Origin of the sequence: Spirabiliibacterium pneumoniae, from assembly GCF_014884995.1 — a bacterium.
GTDB classification, from domain to species: domain Bacteria; phylum Pseudomonadota; class Gammaproteobacteria; order Enterobacterales; family Pasteurellaceae; genus Spirabiliibacterium; species Spirabiliibacterium pneumoniae.
Map to the genome: position 1 here is coordinate 102,876 of NZ_JABMII010000004.1, position 16,339 is coordinate 119,214.

Consider the following 16,339-nt stretch of genomic DNA (forward strand, 5'->3'; position numbering starts at 1 on the left):
CAAAGGGGTATAATTGAGTCATTCGCTATGCAATCGGCTGGCATCCAGCCACATTAAAGGAGCTTATAATGGATAAACAACTTCGCCAAGCGGCACTTGATTTTCACGAATTCCCTGTTCCAGGCAAAATTGAAGTTACTCCAACTAAATCACTGGCTACCCAACGCGATTTGGCACTGGCTTACTCTCCTGGTGTAGCCATTCCCTGTTTAGAAATTAAAGACGATCCCTTGGCGGCGTACAAATACACCGCACGTGGCAATTTAGTAGCTGTAATTTCTAACGGTACCGCTGTCTTAGGATTGGGCAATATTGGCGCACTAGCTGGCAAACCTGTGATGGAAGGCAAAGGCGTGTTGTTTAAAAAATTCGCAGGCGTTGATGTGTTCGATATTGAAATTGACGAACGCGATCCTGATAAACTTATCGACATCATCTCCTCCCTTGAGCCAACCTTTGGCGGGATTAACCTTGAAGACATTAAAGCACCAGAGTGTTTTTATATTGAGAAAAAACTGCGCGAGAAAATGAATATTCCTGTCTTCCACGATGATCAACACGGCACCGCCATTATCTGTGCTGCCGCCGTGCTCAACGGCTTGCGCGTAGTCAATAAAGAATTTGCGGATGTGAAACTCGTCGTCTCAGGCGCGGGCGCCTCAGCCATTGCATGCTTAAACTTACTCCTTGCATTAGGCATGAAAAAAGAACACATTACCGTGTGTGACTCCAAAGGCGTGATCTACAAACAGCGCCAAGACTATGATCGCATGGACGAAACCAAAAAATTCTACGCCATTGACGACAATGGCAACCGCACTTTGGCCGACGCCATTCCAAATGCCGACATTTTCTTGGGCTGCTCGGCGGCTGGCGCGCTCACTCAAGAGATGGTCAAAACCATGGCGAAAAGCCCAATTATTCTCGCGCTCGCCAACCCTGACCCTGAAATTTTGCCGCCTGAAGCCAAAGCTGTGCGCCCTGATGCGATTGTCTGCACAGGCCGCTCTGACTTCCCAAATCAAGTGAATAATGTCTTGTGTTTCCCATTTATCTTCCGTGGGGCGTTGGATGTGGGCGCAACCGCCATTAATGAAGAGATGAAACTTGCCGCCGTGAAAGCCATTGCTGAGCTTGCGCACGCAGAGCAAAACGAAGTGGTTAGCAGCGCCTATGGCGACCAAGATCTTGCCTTTGGGCCTGAATACCTCATTCCAAAACCATTCGACCCACGCCTGATTATTAAAATTGCCCCTGCGGTGGCCAAAGCCGCTATGGACTCTGGCGTGGCGCAACGCCCAATTGATGATTTCAACCTATACATTGAACGCTTAACCCAATTTGTTTACAAAACCAATCTATTTATGAAACCGATTTTTGCGCAAGCACGCTTGGCGAAAAAACGGATTCTCTTCGCCGACGGTGAAGAGCCTCGTGTGTTGCACGCCGTGCAAGAAATTGCCACCCTTGGCATCGCAACACCAGTATTGATTGGTCGCCCAAGTGTCATTGAGCAACGCATTCAAAAATTGGGGTTACACCTCAGCGCAGGTGAAGACTTTGAGCTGGTCAATATCGAACAAGACGACCGCTATCAACAATGCTGGCAAAAATATTACGAACTCAACAAACGTAACGGAGTGACTCCTGCGCTGGCGAAATACGAAATCCGCAGCAACCCAACTGCCATTGCTGCAACCTTGCTTGCACTCGGACAGGCGGATGGGCTGATTTGTGGTTTAGTCGGTTCCTACAACAACCATCTTAAAACGCTGGTCAATATCGTCGGCTTGCAAGACGGCGTGCATGTGCCCGCCACCGTTAACAGCCTGGTGATGCCAATGGGGAATGTGTTTATCACGGACACCTTCGTGAACCAAAACCCAACAGCCGAAGAGCTGGCCGACATCACCTTGATGGCGGCAGAAGAAGTGGCGCGCTTTGGCATCAAGCCGCAAGTGGCGCTGATTTCTAACTCCAACTACGGCTCTAACAACAACCCAAGTGCGGTGAAAATGCGCGAGGTGTTGCAACTGGTGAAGGACCGCGATCCAGAGCTGGTGATTGATGGCGAAATGCACGGCGACATTGCCCTCAACGAAAAACTGCGCCAAGAAATTATGCCAGATAGCCCACTACAAGGGCCAGCTAATTTGCTGGTAATGCCAAACATGGAAGCTGCCCGCATCAGCTACAACCTCTTGCGCGCCGCTACTACGGCAATTACCGTCGGCCCAATGCTGATGGGCTTGAAAGCGCCAGCGCATATTTTGACCGCCACCTCCTCCGTGCGGCGGATCATCAACATGGTGGCGCTCACCGCAGTAAAAGCAAAATAACCGCACTTTTGCTATCCCAAAGCGTGCTTTGTGCACGCTTTTTTAATAACTTGTTAAAATAATGATCTTGATCAAAAAATTTGCTACAATAACCCACATTATCTAGCAACCAAAACCAAGAAGGAAATGATTATGGCTTATACTCTACCAGAACTGGGCTACGCATTTGACGCCCTTGAACCGCACTTTGACAAAGAAACCATGGAAATTCACTACTCCAAACACCACCAAGCGTATGTCAACAACGCTAACGCGGTGTTGGAAACATTGCCTGAGTGGGCCGACAAATGCCCAATCGAGCTGGTTTCAAACTTAGACAAAATCCCTGCCGACAAACGCACTGCCCTGCGCAACAACGCCGGCGGCCACGTTAACCACTCTATGTTCTGGAAAGGCTTGAAACTCAACACCACTTTGCAAGGCAAATTAAAAGATGCTATCGAACGCGACTTCGGCTCTGTGGACGCTTTCAAAGCAGAATTTGAAAAAGCCGCCGCAACCCGTTTTGGTTCAGGCTGGGCATGGCTTGTGTTAAAAGATGGCAAATTGGCCGTAGTGTCCACTGCTAACCAAGACAATCCCTACATGGGCAAAGAGATTGCTGGCTGCGAAGGCTACCCAATTTTAGGCCTCGATGTGTGGGAACACGCCTACTACTTAAAATACCAAAACCGTCGCCCAGACTATATCAAAGCCTTCTGGAACGTAGTCAACTGGGACGAAGCCGCCAAACGTTTTGAAGAAAACGCATAATCGCACCACTTAAACGACAAAAGCCACTGAAAAGTGGCTTTTTTGTTGGTTAAAATGCAAAGTGCGGTTAGTGCTGCCCTAGTACACGCAACAAATACTGCCCATATTCATTTTTGCTCAAGGCGGTAGCGAGTTGGTGGACTTTTTCAGTGCTTAGCCAACCGTTGCGCCAAGCGATTTCTTCAAGGCAGGCGACTTGTAGGCCTTGCACGTTTTGAATGGTGTGTACAAACGAGGCGGCCTCGTTGAGGCTTTCATGCGTGCCCGTATCCAGCCAGGCAAAGCCACGACCCAGTAGTTGCACGTTCAGCGCGCCAGCATCAAGATACATCTGGTTAATCGAGGTGATTTCCAGCTCTCCGCGCGCAGAGGGTTCCACTTTTTTGGCAAAATCCACCACGCGGTTGTCATAAAAATAAAGCCCTGTGACCGCCCAGTTGGACTTTGGTTTTTCGGGTTTTTCCTCAATTGACCGCACTTTATAGTTTGCATCAAAATCCACCACGCCAAAACGCTCAGGATCTTTCACTTGATAGGCAAACACAGTTGCGCCTGCTTTGCGGTTCACCGCTTTTTGCAGCAGTGGTGTAAATGATTGTCCGAAAAAGATATTATCCCCCAGCACCAAGCAGCAGCTATCACCCGCAAGAAATTCTTCGCCAATGATAAACGCCTGCGCCAGCCCCTCAGGCTTAGGCTGCACGGCATAGCTGAGCTGAATGCCAAAATCACTGCCGTCACCCAACAGGCGCTTGAAGCTGTCATTATCTTCAGGGGTGGTGATGATCAAAATCTCGCGGATGCCTGAAAGCATCAGCACTGAGAGAGGGTAATAAATCATCGGTTTGTCGTAAACTGGCAGCAGCTGCTTCGACACGCCGCGAGTAATCGGGTAAAGGCGAGTGCCAGAGCCACCAGCCAAAATGATGCCTTTCATATTAGCTCCTAGTTTGCTGTACCAAGGCGCTCACGGCTGTAAGAACCGTCTTGCACGCGTTGCCACCACGTTGGGTTGTCGAGATACCACCGCACCGTTTTGCGAATGCCGCTTTCAAAGGTTTCTTGCGGCTGCCAGCCGAGCTCGCGCGCAATTTTGCTGGCATCAATGGCATAACGCAAATCGTGCCCTGGGCGATCTTTCACAAAGGTGATTAAATCACGGTATTGCGCCACGCCTTGTGGCTTGTTTGGCGCAAGTTCTTCGAGCAGTTGGCAGATGGTTTGCACCACTGTGAGGTTAGTTTTTTCGTTATGCCCGCCGATATTGTAGGTTTCACCTATCTTACCCTGCGTGACTACGGTATAAAGCGCACGAGCGTGATCTTCCACAAACAGCCAATCACGAATTTGTTGACCATCGCCATAAACGGGCAACGACTTGCCCTCCAGCGCATTTAAAATCATCAGTGGAATCAATTTCTCAGGAAAGTGATAAGGCCCATAATTATTTGAACAATTGGTTACCAGCGTTGGCAGGCCAAAAGTGCGGTGCCACGCACGCACGAGGTGATCACTCGAGGCTTTCGAAGCAGAATACGGGCTGCTAGGTGCATAAGGCGTGGTTTCAGTGAAAAGTGCGGTTGTACTATCCAAATCGCCATAAACCTCATCGGTAGAGATATGATGAAAACGAAACCGCACTTTGCGCTCGTCACTCAGCCCCTGCCAATAGGCACGGCTAGCCTCTAAAAGCGTATAAGTGCCGACAATGTTGGTTTCAATAAATGCCGCTGGGCCATCGATAGAGCGGTCCACATGGCTTTCAGCCGCTAGGTGCATCACACAATCGGGCTGATGCTCAGCGAACACTCGATCTAACGCTTGGCGATCGCAAATGTCCACTTGTTCAAACGCATAACGCGCATTGCTCGCCACCGCTGCCAACGATTCAAGGTTGCCCGCGTAGGTCAACTTATCGACATTCACCACCGCATCTTGGGTGTGTTCAATCACATGCCGCACTACCGCCGAGCCAATAAACCCCGCACCACCTGTTATGAGAATTTTCATAAAATACCTTTATTAACGTGCACCAAAACCCGTCAACATGGTTTTAAGTGTTTTAAATACTATCAGCAAATCCAGCCAAAAGGAAAAATGTTTAATATAATAAAAATCGTGCTCAATTTTAACCTTAGTATCGTTAACGTCTGCGGCATAGCCGTGAACCACCTGCGCCCAGCCAGAAATGCCAGGCTTGACAATATGGCGATAACTGTAAAACGGAATACTTTTTTCAAACTCATCAACAAACACTTTTTGCTCAGGCCGAGGGCCGATAAGGCTCATGTCACCTTTGAGCACGTTGAAAAATTGCGGCAGCTCATCAATGCGCGTTTTGCGGATAAACTTGCCAATGCGGGTTACACGCATATCGTTTGAGGAGGCAAACTGCGCACCAGATTTTTCGGAGTCTTTACACATGCTGCGAAATTTGTAAATCTTAAACTCCTTGCCTCCTTGACCAACGCGCTTTTGAATAAAAAGCGCACCGCCTTCACTCTCAGCCTTAATCAAAAGTGCGGTCACTAGCATAATCGGCAACGTGATAGGCAGTGTGATCACCACAAGCGCGATATCAATCAGGCGTTTAATAGTGGAATAAATTGGTGATGGCAGCAATGAGCCAAGCTCATTTTCATACATATGGCGGATTTTCACACGCCCCGTTAGGGACTCTTCCAATTGGCGGAAATTGTAAACAGGTATACCATTAAGTGAGCATTGCGCTAAAAATTTCTGCCAAGGCGCATCAAGCTCAGGGCTGTGCAAATCAACCGTGATGGCATCAATACGTTGGAGCAAATCAGGGGTGTTCAACTTAATCCAGCGGACATTGGCTCTGATGTGCGCGATATCCATACGACCATAGGGCACATAGGCAATTTTGGGCTGAATCCACCGCTTACCAATGAAATACCCCGCAAACGCAAACAGCAAACTCAAGCTGACACTAAAAAGTAGTAGCTTAATAGAATAATCCAACCGCAGTACAGAAAGAATCAGCAACATCACGGCATAACACGAAGCCACGGTTGAGAAGATAAAGCTGCTGGATTTATCTCCTGGAAAGCGCATTAAAATGCGTAAACTCAAGCCGATAAACACAATCGCCAAAAAGTTGGCCAGCAAACTTGTACTCTGCACCACAGACGGGTGAACAAAACAGTTAACACCCCATAAATAAATAGCAGGCAGCACAACAGCAATACAGGACATGAGAATAATCTGTACTGATGTGCTGAAAAAAATACGCTCATACCAACGGCTGTGTCTTTTATAACGATTTAGCTCACTAGAAATTTTCATATCTACAACACTAATTTACTCACTTTCAGAATTAAAAAAGTCTTCAAGAGCTTCGATTAATTTTTCCATATCAGTTTTATTTACAAATCCCATATGAGATACTCTAAAAAGGATATCAGACAACTCACCGCCATTAGGACAAGCGATTATCTTATACTTTTCTTCAAGAAAAGATAATAATTTTTTTGCACCATGATTACTATTCATTGTTAAGGCTGTTAATCCATTTGATGGAAAATCAGTATTTAAAGATAAAGGTAAATGTTTAATTTTATCTCTAAAATAGAAAGAGCAATCAAAAGCATTTTTGATTGTCTGCTCAATGCCACCATCTTCCTTGATTTGTGTCAAACGATCATATAATTGAATAATTATAGAGACTGCTGGTGTGTATGGCGTTTGTCCTCTCTCACCATCTTTTAAATACTGTTTGAAGTTAAAATATAGTCCTCTAATATTATTCAATTTTTCAATAGCATTAGGAGACAAAATAATAACTGTCAAACCTGGCGGTAATGCCAAGCCTTTTTGGCTACTCATGATAACAACATCAATAAACTGTGTAGTCATATCAAGCTTATCAGTAGTAAACATACTAATAGCATCAACTATATTCAACATATTATGTTTATGACAGAATTTACCAATAGCCTCTAGATCATACAACAATCCAATGCTAGTCTCATGAGCATTGACCAAACATGCTGAGTATTTACTACCATCAACACATTGATCAATATCAGATAAATTTCCTTTATTTGGATTAATTTCTTTTGATGGAATATCATATTGATTACAAATATGTACAAACCGCTGACCAAATGTACCGCCATTAATCACCAACGCATTATCATCAGAATCAAGTAAATTCATGACGACAGACTCCATCCCCGCTGTACCCGAAGCCGTTAAAAAGACTGCTCTGCTACCAGAAGGGGAGTTTACCATTTCGAGTAATAAAGATTCACAACCAAGAACAACATCTGAAAATGGTTGATTTCTGAAATAAGGCACCTGTTTAGCGCCTAAAGTCAATGTGCGGTCAGACATCTTTACAGGACCTGGTGTCAAAATAGTATAATTTTCATAAATCATCACTTAATTCCTTTTTCATTATTAAATTCTGCAGTAACTTTATCAATTTCAAGCATATCATCTATTGTCAACCTATCTGATTGAGTCGCACCATTTCTAATCAAGGACACAAATTCAGATATTGCGTAACGCAGCCCATCTCCTTCAAAATCATACTCATAATTAATTTCTTTATTAGGCTCTTCAAATCTTATGTAGAACTTGCGAGGCAACCACCATGGAGAAGGGATTACGGCAAAACCTTTTGTTCCTGATACAATAGTTACACCATCAGATTTCATCCCAATCCCTACTGTTGCAATACCAATAACATTATTTTCATGTCGTGTTATTGCACGATTAGCAATGTCATAACCCTCTTTATTATCATTTTGTTGCAAAAACATAATATCTTTATAAGGACCAGCGATTTTTTTTACAACAAAAGCTGGATAACTCATTAGTAAATTCGTAGCACCCTGCTCATAAAATGATGATGAAAAACCACGCTCTTGATAAAGTGTTGTAAAAGTACTACGTACTTCAAGAACATCGCCTATAATGCCACTTTTAATTTCATCTATAAATTTATTAAAAGCAGGGAAAAAAGCAGTTTTAATAGCGAGTAATAAAATTAGTTTATTATCCTTGGCCAGATCAAATAACTCTTTAGCTTGATGACTATACTTAGTTAAAGGATTTTCACATAAAACATGCTTTCCAGCTGTTAAAAAATCTTTGACCAGCTCTACTTTATTATCAATTTCACCTGTTATATAGACTGCATCGTAGGTATTAGACTCCATCAAAAGAGCGCCAAATGAATAAAATATTTTAACGTTTTCACCTAAACCGTATTTTTTATTTGTGAAAATTTCATGATTATAAGTGACATTATTATCTACTATAGCAACACAATCAACTAGTTCAACATAAATCAACTCTTTTAAAAATCTCAATGTATCATGATTAACGCCGATAACAGCTAATCTTAAAGTAGAGATCGAATCATTTCTAATCATTGTGCTAGAAATTCCGCTTGTTCTAGGTAAATAAGTAACCTTTGTGAATTCATTAAGATAATCAAATTTACCAATCCAATCATCACCAATTACAAATTCATCTATTTCATATTTAACAATATCATACTGTTTTTGATTTTTATGCGTCTCGAGAATGACCTCATCAACCATCTCAAGAGCCTTGACCATTTCCATCCTTTTAACATGAGATTGAATAACATCCAGTTTTCCACGGGAGCGATCATAGTCATCGCTCGTTACACCAACAATAAGATAATCACCTCTTGCCTTTGCTCTAGTTAAAAGGTTCACATGTCCAATATGCAACATATCAAATGTGCCATATGTTATAATTTTTTTCATGATATGCTCCGGATTATAAAATCAGAAACCATTTTAGAGTTGTTAAAACGATAATTGTGAAATATTTTAGTAATAGCAATTCTTTCAGATAAAAAATAATTTTTATCACTAAGCAACTTCAACATTTGTTCAATAAACTCTACTTGAGTCTTAGGTTTAGGGCCTGGCGTTGCACTATCATAAGGGAATAAAAAACCCATGCGAGAATTATACGATTCCAGGTCGTACGGCAAGAACATTAGTGGTTTTTCAGTGAGTAAAAAGCCAAGATGACCACTTGAGTAATCGGTAATAACAAGATCAAAAAAGCCAATAACTTCGTTCACATCTTCAACTATAGAAGTATCAAGGATACTAAAATTATTCGATATGTTAGTATATTGACTTAAATCTTCCTCAAATGATGGATGTAATCTTAAGAAAATATTAATATTATGCTCTTCTAATACCTTAGCTAACCTAAGCAAGTTAATATCATCAAAAGGAAAAATTTTTAGCTGAGAATCTGGTCGCCATGTTGGCATATATAATACATTTTTTTTATTTTTGTTTTTAATTTTATCCAAAAACAAATTATTGGAATTAAAAACCGGGTCATTCATTGGCTCACCAAGCACTACGACTTGTTCAGCAGAACAACCAAACATTCTAGAGGCTTTTAATGCAATATAGTTTGAAGTAACAAGATGATGTGTGAAATTATACTTTATTAGGTTATAATATGCCCTTTTGAGTAAAGGTAATTCTTTTTCCAAAAAAACTGCAGATCTAAAATACGCACCATGCCCAACATGAAATACCATTCTAGTATATTTTTGGAAAAAACCACCTACTGGCAATTCCAAAGCACTACATACCCAACAGTATGATTTAAGCACAAACCACATTCCACTAATGGACTCTGTTTCTATAAATCGCGAAGAATATTTAGGATTATTATTCTTGAGTTCTACTCTCTTAGAGAAATCATTAATAACATAATAAACATCATACTCAGGATAATTTTCTAAAAAATATTCGAACAAGTACTTACTATTAAAATTATAATATTCATTTCGAGTCGAATTGAAAATTATTCTTCTTTTATCTTTTTTCATAAAAAAAGATAAAAAGGATGGTAAAAATCCTTTAAGATAGATAATCAATCTTTTAAGATTATACTTGTATTGGTTGTTTATCATATACTATATCTCAAAACTTGCTTTATCAGGCAATAACATAGATAGCTTTTGCTGTAGGAGGGAAATTATTTCCTCAACTTCACTGATATCTATTGTATCATCTACAGAATCATTTGCACACACAAATCTATAGTCGTCAATAACTTTCAAACACTGATTCATATCAGTTTTATTTTTTATTTTAAAGTAAATATGATCAGAGAATTTAGAAGGATAAAAAATCCCATTAGTTAAATTCCAATAACGATAAATATACTGCGTTAAATCATTATTATTACGGAACTTATTATGTGAACATATAGTCATTTCATTTTCAAAGATTTCACGAACGACGCATAACGAGCTTTTTAAATATGGCATTGGTTGATGATAGTGCTCTAACCATAGTACCTTTTTATATACATACTTAAAGAGAAAATTAGACAATTTTATACTCAATGGATAACTTGAATGAAAAAGCATTTCATTTGAAATTTTATCCAAATCAATTTTTTTGTTAATTAAATTTATATTATTTTTTATAGAATGAGCCCAAGTGTTCATACCGCGCAATTTCTCAAAAATATAATTTCTTTTTAGCCAACCATGACTAAAAAAATCAACTGGCAAACTATTTTTGAAAAAACGCTCAATAGGTGTTGATTTGAGAATAAAAAGATCATCATTTAAATAGATAAAATGTTCACTGAGCATTGGTAAGTTCGCAAGATTCATCTCGATAGCCGATGAATTAAAAGTCGGCAAATCCTCTTTATTATAAAAAAGCTCTTTATGGTCAATGATCTTAACTTTTGGATGATCTAGATTTAGCCAAGATGGGAACTGATTCATAGTGATAATAAAAATTTTATTATACCAAGGACAATTTTTTTCGATACCCCTTAAAACATATTTTAACGTTCCCCAATCTCGATAACGCATCAGGCCCGCATTATAGGTATTATTTTGACTAGGAGAATACTTAGATTTTTCTGATAACCAAGCTTCATCGCTGCCATCTACCCAAGGTAAAACAAAATCGATCTTCATTATTTACTCCTATTGTCACTAAAAATTGTCTGATAAGGATTTATGTAAACATCATTATCAACTTCTTTTGTCCCATTATTAACATATCTAACATAAAGAAATAAGTAAAAAGATAAAATAATTATATAAGATAAAAACCTAACATTTTTCTTTGTTATAACAGATAAGAACATAGGTATCACAAATATACTGGAGTAAATAAAAATATGCTCAACCCTGCCAAAAATAGACATATTTAGATGAAAAACATAACATATAGTATACAAAAAGTAAAAATTTATATGTATTAGCCCATCAGAAAATCGAGTGGTGATTTTTTCTTTAAACATAAAAATAGCGCAAGCTATAGTTATTTTTATTACAGGACCAATTACACCAGAATACGAGATTGCCTTTCCAGTAAATTGACTTTCTGCGTACCATCGATATTTTGGAAAAATCAAAAAAAACAAATTAAAAACATGATCAATTACATGAAATACATTGAGAAATAAGTAAGCTAAGATTATAAAAATGACATATATTATTGGTTTTAGGTTTATCTTATAAATCGGATAACATAATAACAAAACAAACGCAGTTGCGATATGAAAAAAACCAGCTAAAATAGAAAACACTAAATATAAAAAGAATCTCTTCTCAAGAATATATCTAGAAGCATAAGCCATTATTGCTACCGCAACACCTTGGCGAACAAGGCTAAAGCCCTCATACAAATAGGTTATACTAATAAATAAAAAAACGCTAATTGCGAAAAATTTTTTGGGGAATGATATATATGAAAAAAAAATATATAAAAATCCCAAGACAACAAAAAACCATTGAAAATCCACATTATAATATAAAATAGCTTTATTTATAAAAATATATCCTAATTCTTTATTTACACTTTCTCCATTAGCAATTCTATAAAAATACTCGACATAATTCTGGTAATCTTGACCTATATCATACCTAATTGCAAGAAAAACAAATGGAATCATGAAAGAAATAGAAACAAAAAAAGCACCTAACTTTTTATTTTCTATTTTTTGATAGAAAAAACCAAAGAAAGAAGCAGAAAACAATATAAATATATAAATAGTCAGAGTTTCCATAAAACTATATTATTTTTTTATTAACCATGAATTCTAATATATTCTTATTAACATCTTCTTTAAAGTGAGGGTTGACTCGATTCAAAAGTAATGATCTTTTTTCTTGCCACTCATCGGCTCCACTGACTATTCTCTTTAATGAAGATATTAATTGTTCCAAATTAAATGTAGTATCACCAGCTATCATATCAGTTATAGGTTCATGAGAAAAACCTCTATACTCCCTGTATTCGTCAAAATCAGGCATGTAGTAAATAATTGGTTTATTGTAACTTAAGTAATCAAAAGATATTGATGAATAATCAGTTATCATTGCATCACTACTGTTAAACAAATCATTTATTGAAATATTAAATTGCTTTTCATGCTCAAAAGTCAAAAAGTAACAATTATCACAATATGAGTTATCTTCACGCTTTAATTTATTTTCTAGCTTTCTATAATAATTGAAACTTTTATGAAATTTAATAATAAGAATTATATTCTCTTTTACTAGAAAGTCACTTAAAATCTCTCTATCATTATTCTCAAAAATATAATTCACATCATCTTTCAAGTTTTGATTATTTTTATAAAAATACTTATCTCTAAATGTCGGTGTATATAACACGACACAAGCAGGCTTAGTGTTAAGTTTGAAAAGGTCTACAACATTAACTTGTCTTTTACTAAGTTCTGCTTTGACTGAGCCTAAGCTACAAAAAATATGTCTTGGGATATTATGTGATCTAGAAATTAGATCTGAAGCATACTCTGAAGCAGTAATGTAGTATATTTTTTTATTTCTAAACTGTTTTTTCTGATATGTAAAAAAATCAATTATGAATTTTTTCAACGTATTATCATTGGCGAATTTATTTTCGTCGTAGTTTTCATTTACATAATCTCCATAAAAATACCACCATTTTTTCAATTCCCAATAATCTGACTTAAAAGGCATCAAAAAATAACCCAAACATATAATATTCTGATTATTAGAAAAATATGAAGTTATGTGTGGTGGTTGTTTATAAATAATTATTGAAGATCTTATTCTAAATATTATATTTTTAATTTTTGTAACAATGTTCTTATTTCTAACAAGCCCTCCAAATTGATTGCTTGATAAATAAACAATTTTTAGGTGACTTTTTTCTTTTTTTAGATACTCTGAGAAAATATATACTCCATCGTTTTTATATGGGATTAGTTCATCATTAATTTTTTCAAAGTCAACAAAAGATAAAACCAAATTCTTATCTTTCGGAACTAATTGGCTAATTAATCCAATTACCTTAGATAGACCAGTTAAAATTAACTTTTTAATATATTTTTTATAAAACTTAAGATTTAATTTAAAAATTATCATAATACCAGATCTTATGTTTGATTGTTCCAAAAAGTCTAATACTCATTTCAAATATTATTGTAGCCAAATAGCAATAAGCTAAACTATAAATACTTATAATATTTAATAGGTATAACATCGAAACAAGTATAAGGTATAATAAACAAGTATATACTAGACTATAATTAACATATTTATAATAACCAAATGCTCCAAGCAAAGGGTATCCTAAAAATATAGATGGAACATCAAATAAAATTATAATTGAAAAAATTCTAACAAGATATAAAGTTTCTTGTGTCACTGCATTAGTACCAAACAGAATAGCTAAGATATATTCAGTATAGAAAAATAAAATAATACATCCTAGTATGGTTAGCGAAATTATTATTCTAAAAAACTTCTTATAGAAATTTATATTTTTACTTTTTATCATATAAGGATATATTGCTTGTGATAAAGGGCTATAAAGTGAGTTAATCGCGTTTCTTAATTTATCAGCAATAGCATAGTGGCCAGTTATTCTGTCATCAAAAAGAAAACCAACTAACAATAGACCACTTATTTCATAAATCTTTAATGATATCCTAGATAAGAAGAATTGGAAACAATAAGTAAAATATAACTTACATAATTCAAAGCTAGGAAAATTAAAAACAATATGAAATTTCTTAGCAATCAATGTAAAACTAATTGGAAGCATTATAAAATAACTGAAAAACATTATGATAGGATAGATTTCATAATCCTTTTCCTCTTTTATCAATAAAATTATCAATAATAAGGTTAGGAATTTGGCTATCAAATTTATTATTGTTATAAATTTCATTTCTTGCATTGCTAGAAAGAACCAAACTGGCATTAGAGCTTGCGCTGCCACATATAAAAACGTCATTATGTAGAACGCCTCAGACCCTTTAAATTTATCAAAACTAAATATGACTAGCACATAGATCAGTAAGCAGATTATTAAAAGTATAAACTGCATAAAAATAGTGATAGAAAATATTTTTGATATTTTTTTTGTATTTTCCGATTTTCCTGAGATTAATTTTACTATACTTAACTCAAATCCAAAGCTCACAAAAATCATGAAAAAACTTGCAAAAAATTGTGAAAAAGAAATTAATCCAAATTTTTCAACACCAATAACTCTCACCAAGTATGGAAAAATAATTATAGGAACGATTATATTTCCAATCTTAAGCAAATATAACGAAGAAAAATTTGAAAATAATTTCTTATACTCATTCATTTTTATTTAATATATTTCGTACCAATAATGATTGTAGCTGAAATAACAAACCCTGCAAACATCGCAATAAGAATTATTTTAAGAATAGAAAGGTTATCCTTCACCGTCGGATAATCCGGCGAAGCGAGATACCGGTAGGTTTGTAGCTCCACCTTTTCGGCTTGTGGCAGGAGGCTTTTGAGTTTGTTGGCCTGCTCAGTTAGCTCGTAGTATTTTGGTGGGTAGATGGCGTTGTTTTGCTTGAGTACGTCGATTTGCGCTTGCAAATATTTGCTGCCTAGCATAAAGAGGTATGAGCCATCGCTGAGTTTTGGCCCTTTGAGTGGGTCTTTGCTGTCACTTAGGGCGAGACTGAGTGTGCCGTTGCTGCTGAGATTAAAGCCTTTGCTGTAGTCTTCAATGCCAGCATTTTTAGCAATGGATAACGCTTTTTCAAGGTTGGCCAGTTGAATGGCATCAGCACTGCTTTGCTGCTGTTTGATGGTTTCAATTTGGTAATCTAGACTTTGGATTTTTTGCTCAATGTTGGCGGTCAAAATGGTGCGCAGCAAAATTTCGCTTTGGGCGTTCACGTCGGTGATCACCTTGGTGAGCGTTTCTTGCGCGGCTTGCGCAGTTTCAGCCGAAAAGCTCATGCTCAATTGAGACGGTGTTTTGTTGAGTTTTGGGTCTGGCGTTGAGAGTTTGAACCCTTTGGTAACAAGGTTATTGAGCAACACTGCACTTTGAGTTTTATCAGCGTTTTGGCTTTTCACCAAGTCGGCAAAATAGTGTGATTGCGAGATAGACTTGGCTTGCTCGTCTCTTGAATAAGCTAAATCAGTGAACGCGGTGAACACATCATTAATCACATTGTTTAATTTCACCTCCCCACCTGAGGCAAGGGAGTATTGCTCTTGCAGACTGTAGTAGCCTTTGATGTCGACCAAAGTCGGTTTGAGAATTTCGGCTTTAGAGGTCCATTGCTCTTTGGCAGTGAAGGCATAAGTAGCCGCTAAGGCGGTGCACACAAGCGTGGTTAAAATAATCCACCATTTTTTAGCCCACAAAAGGCGGAAAACGTCGAGTAGGTCGATCTCATCGTTGTGGTTAGTGTTGGTTGAGCTGTCCATCATATTCCCTATAAAATGCCTATTTGGTGATTATACTTGTAAGCAAGCAAGCAAGCAAGCAAGCAAGCAAGCAAGCAAGCAAGCAAGCAAGCAAGCAAGCAAGCAAGCAAAGTATGTGATATTCTTCAAAATTATACAAAAAACTTTTAGAACATCATTCTTCTCGCTATAATAGAGCGTTTTTAAATCTTTAGGTTGATAAATATCAATCAATGAACAAAGTTGTGTAAATTTAGAGGAACTATGGCAAAAGAAGACAGCATTGAGATGCAAGGCACGATTTTAGAAACCTTGCCGAACACGATGTTTCGTGTGGAATTAGAAAATGGTCATGTGGTGACCGCACATATTTCAGGCAAAATGCGTAAAAACTACATCCGCATTTTAACGGGGGATAAGGTCACCGTTGAGCTGACCCCTTATGACTTAAGCAAAGGGCGGATTGTATTCCGCAGCCGTTAAGAAAAAGCTAGCTAAG

The 16,339-nt window shown here is 37.7% G+C and carries 14 protein-coding genes; 3 read left to right on the forward strand and 11 right to left on the reverse strand.

Features of this window, described 5'->3' with window-relative positions:
- Positions 1–68 precede the first annotated feature (68 nt).
- Positions 69–2,339 carry an NADP-dependent malic enzyme gene (locus HPC38_RS02870; protein WP_208119777.1) on the forward strand — a complete coding sequence of 757 codons (2,271 nt, stop codon included), beginning with the start codon at positions 69–71 and terminating at the stop codon, positions 2,337–2,339.
- 132 nt (positions 2,340–2,471) lie between these two features.
- Positions 2,472–3,092, forward strand: coding sequence for a superoxide dismutase [Mn] (gene sodA / locus HPC38_RS02875; RefSeq protein ID WP_208119778.1), 621 nt, complete (start codon positions 2,472–2,474; stop codon positions 3,090–3,092).
- A gap of 67 nt (positions 3,093–3,159) precedes the next feature.
- Here sodA and rfbA read toward each other — a convergent pair whose 3' ends face one another.
- The 11 genes from rfbA to HPC38_RS02930 form a co-directional block, all read right to left on the reverse strand.
- Positions 3,160–4,029: a glucose-1-phosphate thymidylyltransferase RfbA gene (gene rfbA / locus HPC38_RS02880; protein WP_208119779.1), complete on the reverse strand. Its 870-nt coding sequence runs from the start codon at positions 4,027–4,029 to the stop codon at positions 3,160–3,162.
- Between the two features lie 8 nt (positions 4,030–4,037).
- Positions 4,038–5,102: a dTDP-glucose 4,6-dehydratase gene (gene rffG / locus HPC38_RS02885; protein ID WP_208119780.1), complete on the reverse strand. Its 1,065-nt coding sequence runs from the start codon at positions 5,100–5,102 to the stop codon at positions 4,038–4,040.
- Between the two features lie 12 nt (positions 5,103–5,114).
- Positions 5,115–6,401, reverse strand: a complete 1,287-nt coding sequence (locus HPC38_RS02890; RefSeq protein ID WP_208119781.1) for a sugar transferase — start codon at positions 6,399–6,401, stop codon at positions 5,115–5,117.
- A gap of 15 nt (positions 6,402–6,416) precedes the next feature.
- On the reverse strand, positions 6,417–7,496 hold the full coding sequence (locus HPC38_RS02895) for a pyridoxal-phosphate-dependent aminotransferase family protein (RefSeq protein WP_235977617.1): 1,080 nt from the start codon (positions 7,494–7,496) through the stop codon (positions 6,417–6,419).
- Positions 7,496–8,860 carry an adenylyltransferase/cytidyltransferase family protein gene (locus HPC38_RS02900; protein WP_208119783.1) on the reverse strand — a complete coding sequence of 455 codons (1,365 nt, stop codon included), beginning with the start codon at positions 8,858–8,860 and terminating at the stop codon, positions 7,496–7,498. The genes HPC38_RS02895 and HPC38_RS02900 overlap by 1 nt, the downstream gene beginning before the upstream one ends.
- Entirely contained in the window at positions 8,857–9,957 is a 1,101-nt protein-coding gene (locus HPC38_RS02905) for a CDP-glycerol glycerophosphotransferase family protein (protein WP_208119784.1), read from the reverse strand. Before HPC38_RS02905 ends, HPC38_RS02900 begins: the two co-directional genes overlap by 4 nt.
- An 87-nt stretch (positions 9,958–10,044) precedes the next feature.
- Positions 10,045–11,070 carry a stealth family protein gene (locus HPC38_RS02910; RefSeq protein WP_208120059.1) on the reverse strand — a complete coding sequence of 342 codons (1,026 nt, stop codon included), beginning with the start codon at positions 11,068–11,070 and terminating at the stop codon, positions 10,045–10,047.
- Entirely contained in the window at positions 11,070–12,167 is a 1,098-nt protein-coding gene (locus HPC38_RS02915) for an EpsG family protein (protein ID WP_208119785.1), read from the reverse strand. Before HPC38_RS02915 ends, HPC38_RS02910 begins: the two co-directional genes overlap by 1 nt.
- Positions 12,168–12,171: 4 nt before the next feature.
- The gene (locus tag HPC38_RS02920) at positions 12,172–13,515 is read right to left on the reverse strand and encodes a CDP-glycerol glycerophosphotransferase family protein (protein ID WP_208119786.1); all 1,344 of its coding nucleotides are present in this window, start codon (positions 13,513–13,515) and stop codon (positions 12,172–12,174) included.
- Positions 13,502–14,749 (reverse strand): oligosaccharide flippase family protein, encoded by a 1,248-nt coding sequence (locus HPC38_RS02925; RefSeq protein ID WP_208119787.1) that lies wholly within the window; start codon positions 14,747–14,749, stop codon positions 13,502–13,504. Before HPC38_RS02925 ends, HPC38_RS02920 begins: the two co-directional genes overlap by 14 nt.
- Positions 14,750–14,751: 2 nt before the next feature.
- The gene (locus HPC38_RS02930; RefSeq protein ID WP_208119788.1) at positions 14,752–15,861 is read right to left on the reverse strand and encodes an LPS O-antigen chain length determinant protein WzzB; all 1,110 of its coding nucleotides are present in this window, start codon (positions 15,859–15,861) and stop codon (positions 14,752–14,754) included.
- A 243-nt stretch (positions 15,862–16,104) separates the two neighbouring features.
- Here HPC38_RS02930 and infA point away from each other — a divergent pair, with 243 nt between their 5' ends.
- A complete protein-coding gene (gene infA, locus HPC38_RS02940) occupies positions 16,105–16,323 on the forward strand; it encodes a translation initiation factor IF-1 (protein WP_208118750.1) in 219 nt (72 codons plus the stop codon).
- Positions 16,324–16,339: the final 16 nt, after the last annotated feature.

Coding starts and splice junctions, on each gene's coding strand:
- HPC38_RS02870 (WP_208119777.1), top strand. CDS start 69: ATGGATAAACAACTTCGCCAAGCGGCACTTGATTTTCACGAATTCCCT.
- sodA (WP_208119778.1), top strand. CDS start 2,472: ATGGCTTATACTCTACCAGAACTGGGCTACGCATTTGACGCCCTTGAA.
- rfbA (WP_208119779.1), bottom strand. CDS start 4,029: ATGAAAGGCATCATTTTGGCTGGTGGCTCTGGCACTCGCCTTTACCCG.
- rffG (WP_208119780.1), bottom strand. CDS start 5,102: ATGAAAATTCTCATAACAGGTGGTGCGGGGTTTATTGGCTCGGCGGTA.
- HPC38_RS02890 (WP_208119781.1), bottom strand. CDS start 6,401: ATGAAAATTTCTAGTGAGCTAAATCGTTATAAAAGACACAGCCGTTGG.
- HPC38_RS02895 (WP_235977617.1), bottom strand. CDS start 7,496: ATGATTTATGAAAATTATACTATTTTGACACCAGGTCCTGTAAAGATG.
- HPC38_RS02900 (WP_208119783.1), bottom strand. CDS start 8,860: ATGAAAAAAATTATAACATATGGCACATTTGATATGTTGCATATTGGA.
- HPC38_RS02905 (WP_208119784.1), bottom strand. CDS start 9,957: ATGAAAAAAGATAAAAGAAGAATAATTTTCAATTCGACTCGAAATGAA.
- HPC38_RS02910 (WP_208120059.1), bottom strand. CDS start 11,070: ATGAAGATCGATTTTGTTTTACCTTGGGTAGATGGCAGCGATGAAGCT.
- HPC38_RS02915 (WP_208119785.1), bottom strand. CDS start 12,167: ATGGAAACTCTGACTATTTATATATTTATATTGTTTTCTGCTTCTTTC.
- HPC38_RS02920 (WP_208119786.1), bottom strand. CDS start 13,515: ATGATAATTTTTAAATTAAATCTTAAGTTTTATAAAAAATATATTAAA.
- HPC38_RS02925 (WP_208119787.1), bottom strand. CDS start 14,749: ATGAATGAGTATAAGAAATTATTTTCAAATTTTTCTTCGTTATATTTG.
- HPC38_RS02930 (WP_208119788.1), bottom strand. CDS start 15,861: ATGGACAGCTCAACCAACACTAACCACAACGATGAGATCGACCTACTC.
- infA (WP_208118750.1), top strand. CDS start 16,105: ATGGCAAAAGAAGACAGCATTGAGATGCAAGGCACGATTTTAGAAACC.